Source organism: Pseudoalteromonas shioyasakiensis (genome assembly GCF_022398475.1).
Classification (GTDB): domain Bacteria; phylum Pseudomonadota; class Gammaproteobacteria; order Enterobacterales; family Alteromonadaceae; genus Pseudoalteromonas.
Window position 1 is genome coordinate 1 of the sequence record NZ_JAKEVM010000163.1, and the last position, 9,189, is coordinate 9,189.

Sequence of the window (9,189 nt, forward strand, 5' to 3'; positions counted from 1 at the left end):
GTATAGGTGCAAGTTTAATAAAATGGTCGTTTTAAAAGCAAGCAGATAAGATTAAATAATTAAAACGTCGTATTTTCGATCAATCCCTGAAATTTTCTATAGATTGAGTATAATGCTCTATAGATTTAAAGTTTCAGAAATCTTTGAACGTAATGAGATGTATTCTGATTTGCTTATTGGCACAGAGAATCTCTTACTGCAAACATATGTTTGAGTATTATTTCCTAGTGGCGTTGAGGAATTTTAATGGATAAACAGATTAAGGTTAAAAATATCCCAACGGAAGTAAAAATCCAGAAACCGGAAAACGCTTCCCTCGATGATAGATTTAATCCACGTAACCGTATTTATGTCCGAGCTGTAACGGGTTTACACCAATTGTTAAGACAACGGATTGGTTTTGTCGGCATGCTTGCATTTATGCTACTACCTTGGATTAACTTCCACGGTCAACAAGCTGTGTTGTTCGATTTGGTAGGGCAAAAGTTTAACATTTTTGGTTTAACGCTTTGGCCACAAGATCTGACTATCCTTGCTTTCATTCTCATGTTGGCGGCGTTTGCCTTGTTCTTAGTAACTACTTTCTATGGACGGGTTTGGTGTGGCTATACTTGCCCGCAAACCGTTTGGACCTTCATTTTTATTTGGTTTGAAGAAAAATTCGAAGGCAGCGCAAATCAACGTAAGAAACTAGATCAACGCCCAATGGACTTTGATAAGTTTTGGCGCAAAAGTGCTAAACACGGCAGCTGGTGGTTATTCTCGCTTTATACCGCATTTACTTTTGTAGGTTACTTTACGCCAATCCGTCAGCTACTGCCTGATCTGTTTACCCTTGATGCAACCGCGTATTCGTATATTTGTCTAGCCGTATTTGCTGTGTGTACCTATGGTAATGCCGGTTGGATGCGCGAGATTATGTGCTTACACATTTGCCCTTATTCTCGCTTTCAGTCAGCTATGTTCGATAAAGATACTTTTACCGTGAGCTATGACGAAGCACGTGGTGAAAGCCGTGGTCCTCGTTCACGTAAGCAAGATCCAAAAGAGCTCGGCTTAGGTGATTGTATCGACTGTAACTTATGTGTGCAGGTCTGCCCAACGGGGATCGATATTCGTAACGGCTTACAATACGAGTGCATTAACTGTGGTGCATGTATCGATGCGTGTGATGGGGTGATGGATAAAATGAATTACCCACGCGGGCTCATTTCCTATACCACCGAGCGTAACTTAGAAACGCCAGACAACAAAACACATGCACTGCGCCCTAAGTTAATTGGCTATCTAGTTATCTTAGTCGTGCTATCAGGGGCGTTAGTAGCAAATATTGCGATGCGCAAACCGATGGAACTCGATATTATTCGTGACCGTAACCAGCTATATCGTGTTGACTTTAATGGTTTAGTCGAAAACACCTATACACTAAAAGTAATTAACAAAGCTCAGCATGAGCAAACCTTTAACATTCGTGTTGAAGGACTCGATAACTTTGAGTACATCGGCAAACAAACATTCACAGTACCTTCTGGTGAATCTTATAATGTGCCACTGTCATTAGTTGTTGATCCTTATGATTTGAAAAAGCCCATGACGAAGTTTGAGTTCGTACTTTCTGTCGATGGTGAGCCAGATGTGCAGATTTCGCAGCCGAGTAACTTCTTTAAGGCGCGATAATTAAGTACACTGAGCGAATGAATAAAAAGCGGGATTTTCCCGCTTTTTTTATATGATGAGGCATTATGAGTAAATTTAGTTTTGTAGACCTTACACCCGATTCAATTTTAGATGCAGTTGAAAGTATCGGTGTTTATGCTGAATCAGGTCTGCTGGCCTTAAATAGCTACGAGAACCGTGTTTATCAATTTAAAGCAGAAGATGGCCATCGTTATGTTGTTAAGTTTTACCGACCAGAGCGTTGGAGTAAGGCGCAAATCTTAGAAGAGCATGCGTTTGCATTTGAGCTTGCCGAGGCTGAAGTGCCGGTTGTTGCGCCTGTTATTATCGAAGGGCAAAGCTTATTTGAGCATAATGGTTATTTGTTTACGTTATTCCCAAGTGTGGGCGGGCGCATTTTTGAAGTTGATAATTTAGATCAACTCGATGTACTTGGCCGCTTAATTGGGCGAATGCACCAAGTAGCTAAGGCAAAGCCATTTGAACATAGGCCTGTAATCAGCTGCGAAGAATACCTTCAGACAGCTAAAGTTCAGTTACAAGCAAGTAACTTGGTGCCAATGGCATTAGAGAACGCCTTTTATACTATTTTAGATTTGGTGATTAAAGAAACCACAGAGCAGTATAAAAATGTTGAAACCATCCGCCTGCACGGCGATTGCCATGCCGGTAATATATTGTGGTCTGGTGACGCGTTAATGTTTGTTGATTTAGATGACAGCCGGCAAGGGCCTGCAATTCAAGATCTTTGGATGATGCTCAGTGGCGATCGTAACAACCAACTGTTACAGTTAGACACCTTAGTGGCTGCTTATGAAGAATTTTGCGACTTTGATCACAGCCAATTAAAGTTGATTGAACCACTTAGAGCAATGCGAATGGTGCATTACATGGGGTGGTTGGCAAAAAGGTGGGATGATCCTGCGTTCCCACGGAACTTTTCATGGTTTGCTGAAGACAAATACTGGGAGCAGCAAATACTAGCGCTAAAAGAACAGCTTGCAGCGCTACAGGAAGCACCATTAAAATTATTACCATAAATTTTTAAAGTTAAGAAAGACGAGAAAACAATGTTTAAAAAATTAAAGTTAAGTCTACTCATTTTATGTTTACCTTTTGCGGCCCTTGCTGCTGATTTCGAAGCAGGCAATCAATACGAAGTATTAAAAGTTGAGAAAAGTGCAACACCTCAAGTAACCGAGTTCTTTTCGTTTTATTGTCCACACTGTTTTCAGTTTGAACCGGTCGCAAAAGCATTAACGGCAAGTCTTCCTGAAGGGACTGAATTTGTAAAAAGCCATGTTAACTTTTTAGGTGGTGTATCTAAGCAAACGCAAAGTAACTTAAGCTATGCCTACTTAATTGCTAAGCAACATGGCAAAGGTGAGCAAGTTGCTGATCAAATCTTTAATAGCATCCACAGACAGCGCGCTTTACTAAAAGATATAAAAGACGTGAAAGCATTACTTGCGACCAATGGTATTAGCAACGATGTGTTTGACGCTGAAATTGCAAGCATGCCAGTGATTAGTGCTGAAAAAGCGATGCAAGATAAGCAGCAAAAATATTCAGATATGGGCGCCCTTACTGGTGTACCAACTTTTATCGTCAATGATAAATATAAAATTAATTTAAACACCATCAAGAGCCAGCAGATGCTTGATGAGTTAGTCGAATTTTTATTAAAACAATAATTTTGGAGTAAGAAGTAATGATCAAGTTAGTAAAAGCTGTATTAATGGCTGCCACGCTAGGTTTAGCGGCAAATGCCTCAGCTGCTCAATATGAAGAAGGTAAGCATTATGAAACGATTGATGCACGCGCTTCTAAAAAGCCTGAAGTAAAAGAGTTCTTCTCATTCTACTGCCCACACTGTAATAACTTCGAGCCAGTAGTGAAAGAGCTTAAAACACTTCTTAAAGATGGCGTTAAATTTAAAAAGAGTCATGTTGATTTTTCAGGTCCTCGTGACCCAGAAATTCAGACTATCTTAGCGCAAGGTTATGCGACGGCTAATGTGTTACCACAGAAAGACGCGTTAGTAGCCGCTGTGTTTAATCATATTCACGGTAAGCGTGCTCGTATTAACGAACTTGCAGATATGAAAGACATCTTTGTTTCACAAGGTGTGTCGGCTGAAGATTTTGATAAGTACTACAACAGCTTCTCTGTACGTACTATGGCGTCTAAGATGAAACGCGACCAAGAATATTACCAACAAAAAGGTGCTTTAAAAGGCGTTCCAACTTTTATTGTTAATGGTAAATACCGTGTAATCCTAGGTGCGGATTCAGGTATTAGCGATGCGAAGAGCATGGCAGACTTAATTAACTACCTAGCTGATAAATAAGCTTAGTTAGTTGAATTTAATAGAAAGCTCCGTTCGCGGAGCTTTTTTGTTGGTAAAGCAAATGCAAAAACTATTAGTTTCAAGCTGTTTGTTAGGAAATCCTGTTCGTTATGACGGGCAATCGCAAAATTTACTCCATCCTGGTTTAGAAACTCTTAAACAGCAAGGAAGGCTCGTTGCATTCTGCCCTGAAGTAGCTGGTGGCTTACCTACACCAAGGCCGCCTGCAGAAATCAAAGCGGGTAGAGTACTTACCAAAGATGCACAAGATGTCACAGTACAGTTTGCTTATGGCGCAGAACAAGCACTTAAGCTTTGCAAAAAGCAGGGCATTCGCTATGCGCTGTTAAAAGAATCAAGCCCTTCATGTGGTCGCAATACTATTTACGATGGTAGTCATTCAGGAAAGAAAATTTCAGGGATGGGATTAACTGCAAAGCTGTTAACCGACAATAATATAGCTGTATACAGCGAGCAGCAGTTGCCAGCGCTATTTGCTGCGCTGGCAGATTGATTTTATTTACGTTGTAAAAACACACCTGATTCGATGTGGTGGGTGTAAGGGAATTGGTCAAAAATCGCAAAACGTTTTACTTCATGGGTTTTGCATAAGTGATCAAGGTCACGCTCTAAGGTATCTGGGTTACACGAGATATAAATAATATTGTCGTAGTTCGCAACTAGGTCACACGTTAGCGTGTCCATGCCTGCACGTGGTGGATCCACTAAAATTGTTTGGCAGTTATAGCTTTTCAGGTCTATACCATCTAAACGAGAGAAAGTACGTTCGCCTTTCATTGCTTGGGTGAACTCTTCACTCGACATACGAATGATATCTAAGTTCTCAACCTTGTTCTGTGCGATATTGTATTGCGCTGAGTAAACCGATGATTTTGAAATCTCAGTGGCTAATACGCGGTCGAATGAGCCTGCAAGAGCAATCGAAAAGTTACCATTCCCACAATATAACTCCAGTAAGTCATTATTGAGTGGTTGGCAAAGGGCTTGTGCCCACTCTAGCATCTTGATGTTTACTTTAGCATTCGGTTGCGTAAAGCTATTTTCGACTTGTTGATAAATAAGCTCTTTACCGTTTACGTTTAAACGCTCGATAACATAGTCATTACCAATCACTTCTTTTTGCTTACGAGCACGGCCAATAAAATCAATCTTAAACTGTGTGCTCAGTTTTGCTTTAAGCTCTTTAATTGCTTGTAGCCACTGCTCATCTAGTTGTTTGTGATACAACAAGCTAACAAGGATCTCACCACTTAAGCTTGAAAGGTAATCGATTTGAAACAGCTTACGGCGCAGAACTTCATTGTCTTTTAAGTTTTCGATCATCGCTTGCATCACTTCACCCACTAAAGGTGCTGCAGGGTCAAACTCATCAACGCGGATCTTTTCTTTAGTTTGTTGATCAAACATGATGTGAAACAGGTCTTCACCTTCATGCCAAACACGAAACTCTGCACGTTGGCGGTAATGAATAGGATCAGAGCCGAACACTTCTAATTTTTCGACCCCAAAACGTCGAAACTGTGAGGTGATGCGCTGCTCTTTCTCACTCAATTGTGCATCGTATTGAGTTGTATCAATTTTTATAACCGCCATGGCTGATTACCTTTTATCTCTTAGCTTTATAACGGCGCTATTGTAGGGAGCGCTGAGGATTTGTCTAGTTTTGTTATTTAATTTAGTGTCGTTTTTTTATACAAAAAACTTAAGTTTTGTGGTTTTTGGCCGATAATGAGTTAACCATAACATGGAGTCGGATCATGAAAATTGGCAACCTAGGCTATATGCCTAATACAAATGTGAATAAATACAATGGTAAACAGGCACTGCAGCAGCCTACCATTCAAAATCGTCAAGATAGTTATCAGCAACGCGGCAGAGAGCTCGCGGCAAAAGTTCTTGATGATAAACTTGCTGAGGCACTAGGTTTACCTAAAGCCGAAGAGAAAAAAGATAAACCCTTGTTCGACTTTGAAGAGATCGTGAAAAACGTACTCGACTTTGTTGGCGGCGCACTTCGTAAAGCAAAAGCCGATGGTGCTGATGATGAAAAACTCAAAGGCATGCTAGGTGATGCACGTAAAGGTGTGCAAATGGGCATCGACGATGCGTATGATGAGCTTAAAGAGTCAGGTATTCTTAACGATGACATCGAAGAGGGTATCGAAAAGTCTAAAGAAGGTATCTTTAAAGGTATTGATGAATTAGAAGAAGACTTGTTCAATCCTAAACCTAATGCGGTTTCAGTAAGCCAAGCTCAATACATCAGTTTAAGTAATAACGCAGAGTACACTTTCACCACCGCTGAAGGTGACGAAGTAAGTATTAGCTTTGCTGATGCATACGAAAGTAAGTCTGCAAGCAGTTATAGCAAAAATGGCGACAACGAAGCCTTTGTCAGTGAGTCTTCGCAATCACGAGATTTATCATTCTCGATGTCGGTCAATGGTGATTTAAATGAGCAAGAGCAGCAAGCTATCAATGAATTGATGGAAGATTTGCAGAGTGTTAGCGAAACATTCTTCTCTGGTTCATTAGAAGATGCCTTTGAACAAGCTAAAGAGCTTAACTTAGGTAACGAGCAACTCGTTGGCTTTACGATGGATCTGAAACAAACCAAAACAGTAGCAGCGATTAAAGGCTATGAAGAATATAAACCAGCCCCTGAAAAAGAAGTTGCTGAGAAAATAGCGCCATTTAATGACGACTTGAAACAGGCGTTTAATAAAGCGGGTGACATTGGTTTGCAAAATGAACTGGCTGGCATCTTACAATGGTTAAACCAAGATAAAGAAGAAGTCAGTAAGCTGGTGGATTATACCAAAGCAATGTTTGAGCAAATGAATAAGCTTCGCTCGGCAACAGAAGAAGAGGCTTAGTCCTTTCTTTCTTTTTATAAAGCTGCATGGCAAACTGCTGACCTTTGATGATCCGAGGTAAGCAGTTTGTCAGTTCATATAATGGTGTTTGATTCTGGTATAGGTGGAACAACCGTACTTGAACAGATCCAAGTATTGATCCCAGATGCTGATTATAGTTATTTTATGGACAATGCTTTATTGCCTTATGGCGCGCAAAGTCAGCAAACGATCATAGCCCGCCTTTTTGCGCTACTACAGTTTATCGAAACAGCAAACTTAAACGTTGATATCCTAGTTATTGCGTGTAATACCGCCTCTACCTCTGCCTTAGAAACTATTCGCCAGCACACAAATATAGAAGTTGTCGGGGTAGTACCTGCGATAAAACCCGCTTGCGCTATAAGTAACAGCAAACATATTGGTTTACTGGCAACACCATCAACCATCAAGAGTCGCTATACTGCAAACTTAATTAGTACTCATAGCCAAGACACACAAGTGAGCTTATATGGCTCAACTGAGCTGGTAGAAATTGCTGAAACACTATTTCATACGCAGAAAATCAATGAAGCAAAGCTTGAGAATGTATTGAGTGATTTAGCGATAGCAGAAGATATAGATGTATTGGTACTTGGCTGTACACACTTTCCATTACTAGCCAGAGCGATTAGTGACTACTATAAACAACAGATCTTCCTTATTGACTCAGGCAAAGCGATTGCTAAGCGCGTTGAAAGTTTAATTGCTCTACGAGGCTTTACTCTTACTACAGATAAAAAAAAGCCGCTGCACTATTATGCAACGGCTCCTATTGGTCATTCGCAATTAAGCGTTGAGCTTATTACGCTGACTGATCAGATCCCTCACGAAAGCTGTTAGCTTCGTTCTCTTGTTTTTGTTTTGCTTCACGCACTTTTAAAGTACGTTGTTGGAATTCGCTATCATTTAATTGATTGATTGCTTTATCTGCATCAGCTTCAGCCATTTCAACAAAACCAAAGCCACGACGTTTACCTGTATTTTTATCTTTTAATAAACGTACATTGAAAACTTTGCCTTGTTCTTCGAATAAAGCACGAACAACACCTTCATTAGCACGATAAGGTAGGTTGCCAACATAAAGTGTTTTTGTTTTTACTTCGGCCTCCTCACTTGACGCTGATGAAAGTGCTGCAATAACTAAAGCACCAATTAATAAGCCTGCACCAAATAGCAATGCTGGGTCTAAAGCTAAGCTTGCAAGTGCGAACTTAACAACCACAAAACCTAAAACAGCAAGAATAACGGAGAAAAGAAAAGATTTTTGATCGGGTAATTTCATTTTGATCTACCAATAAACAAGAAATAAACATTAATTTAACATTGTGAACTTGCTATCTTAACGAGTTAAATGAACATAGCAATGAAATTTGCATTAAATTATGAATATTGGCTTAAAAAACAGCCATAATAGCGACCGTTTTTGCTGTTTTCGGTAAATTTAGTTCGCTTTTTGAGCGAACAGTAAAAAGATCGAAAAAAAGTGTTGATCTGTTTTTGGATCTCCCTATAATGCGACCCCACTGACACGGCGGGCAGCAACGAAAGATGCTGAACAACGTAGCAGAGAGTTAAGTAAAACTTCGGTTTCAAATAATCGAAAGAAAGTTTGAAATTAAGTGTTGACTCGAAAAATTAAGGATGTATTATACGCATCCCTAGCGACAACGTCGCAACGTTCTTTAACAATATAAAGCAATCATCTGTGTGGGCACTCGTACAGATTGAGTTCTAACAGCAGATTCTAGTTCGCTAGATGACGCAAACAAATTTAGAGTCTCAATTGAACTGAGTGACCAACGGAAACAAGTTTACTTGTTTCAGCACAGTCAATTCGATTCGAAAGAATCAAAATTCAGAATTCATTGAGCACGAAACTTCGGTTTCAAAAAACTTTTAATTGAAGAGTTTGATCATGGCTCAGATTGAACGCTGGCGGCAGGCCTAACACATGCAAGTCGAGCGGAAACGAAGAGGTGCTTGCACCTCTGGCGTCGAGCGGCGGACGGGTGAGTAATGCTTGGGAATATGCCTTATGGTGGGGGACAACAGTTGGAAACGACTGCTAATACCGCATGATGTCTACGGACCAAAGTGGGGGACCTTCGGGCCTCACGCCATAAGATTAGCCCAAGTGGGATTAGCTAGTTGGTGAGGTAATGGCTCACCAAGGCGACGATCCCTAGCTGGTTTGAGAGGATGATCAGCCACACTGGGACTGAGACACGGCCCAGACTCCTACGG

At 40.5% G+C, this 9,189-nt stretch carries 9 protein-coding genes and 1 rRNA gene; 8 read left to right on the top strand and 2 right to left on the bottom strand.

The genetic code is table 11. From position 1 onward, the window contains the following. Positions 1 to 246 precede the first annotated feature (246 nt). The 5 genes from ccoG (at position 247) to L1D51_RS19150 (ending at position 4,541) form a co-directional block, all read left to right on the top strand. On the top strand, positions 247 to 1,677 hold the full coding sequence (gene ccoG, locus L1D51_RS19130) for a cytochrome c oxidase accessory protein CcoG (RefSeq protein WP_054564063.1): 1,431 nt from the start codon (positions 247 to 249) through the stop codon (positions 1,675 to 1,677). Positions 1,678 to 1,742: 65 nt separating this feature from the next. Further along, entirely contained in the window at positions 1,743 to 2,717 is a 975-nt protein-coding gene (locus L1D51_RS19135) for a serine/threonine protein kinase (RefSeq protein WP_054564064.1), read from the top strand. Positions 2,718 to 2,747: 30 nt separating this feature from the next. Next, positions 2,748 to 3,371, top strand: coding sequence for a thiol:disulfide interchange protein DsbA/DsbL (locus L1D51_RS19140; protein ID WP_054564065.1), 624 nt, complete (start codon positions 2,748 to 2,750; stop codon positions 3,369 to 3,371). A gap of 17 nt (positions 3,372 to 3,388) precedes the next feature. Continuing rightward, positions 3,389 to 4,027: a thiol:disulfide interchange protein DsbA/DsbL gene (locus L1D51_RS19145; RefSeq protein WP_054554856.1), complete on the top strand. Its 639-nt coding sequence runs from the start codon at positions 3,389 to 3,391 to the stop codon at positions 4,025 to 4,027. A gap of 61 nt (positions 4,028 to 4,088) precedes the next feature. Then, positions 4,089 to 4,541: a 2-thiouracil desulfurase family protein gene (locus tag L1D51_RS19150; protein ID WP_054554857.1), complete on the top strand. Its 453-nt coding sequence runs from the start codon at positions 4,089 to 4,091 to the stop codon at positions 4,539 to 4,541. A 2-nt stretch (positions 4,542 to 4,543) separates the two neighbouring features. Here the strand turns inward: L1D51_RS19150 and trmA are convergent, their stop codons facing one another. Further along, complete coding sequence (trmA, locus tag L1D51_RS19155; protein WP_138601224.1) at positions 4,544 to 5,641, bottom strand: tRNA (uridine(54)-C5)-methyltransferase TrmA; 1,098 nt, start codon at positions 5,639 to 5,641, stop codon at positions 4,544 to 4,546. A gap of 164 nt (positions 5,642 to 5,805) precedes the next feature. Between trmA and L1D51_RS19160 the strand changes: the two genes are divergently transcribed. Together L1D51_RS19160 and murI are read left to right on the top strand one after the other, a co-directional pair. Then, a complete protein-coding gene (locus L1D51_RS19160) occupies positions 5,806 to 6,924 on the top strand; it encodes a DUF5610 domain-containing protein (protein ID WP_054554859.1) in 1,119 nt (372 codons plus the stop codon). Between the two features lie 66 nt (positions 6,925 to 6,990). Continuing rightward, positions 6,991 to 7,785 carry a glutamate racemase gene (gene murI / locus L1D51_RS19165; RefSeq protein ID WP_054564067.1) on the top strand — a complete coding sequence of 265 codons (795 nt, stop codon included), beginning with the start codon at positions 6,991 to 6,993 and terminating at the stop codon, positions 7,783 to 7,785. Here murI and L1D51_RS19170 read toward each other — a convergent pair. Next, positions 7,748 to 8,227 (bottom strand): RNA recognition motif domain-containing protein, encoded by a 480-nt coding sequence (locus tag L1D51_RS19170; protein WP_054564068.1) that lies wholly within the window; start codon positions 8,225 to 8,227, stop codon positions 7,748 to 7,750. The two genes, murI and L1D51_RS19170, sit on opposite strands and share 38 nt — an antisense overlap. A gap of 615 nt (positions 8,228 to 8,842) precedes the next feature. Between L1D51_RS19170 and L1D51_RS19175 the strand changes: the two genes are divergently transcribed. Next, a 16S ribosomal RNA gene (locus tag L1D51_RS19175) occupies positions 8,843 to 9,189 on the top strand; the annotation flags it as partial.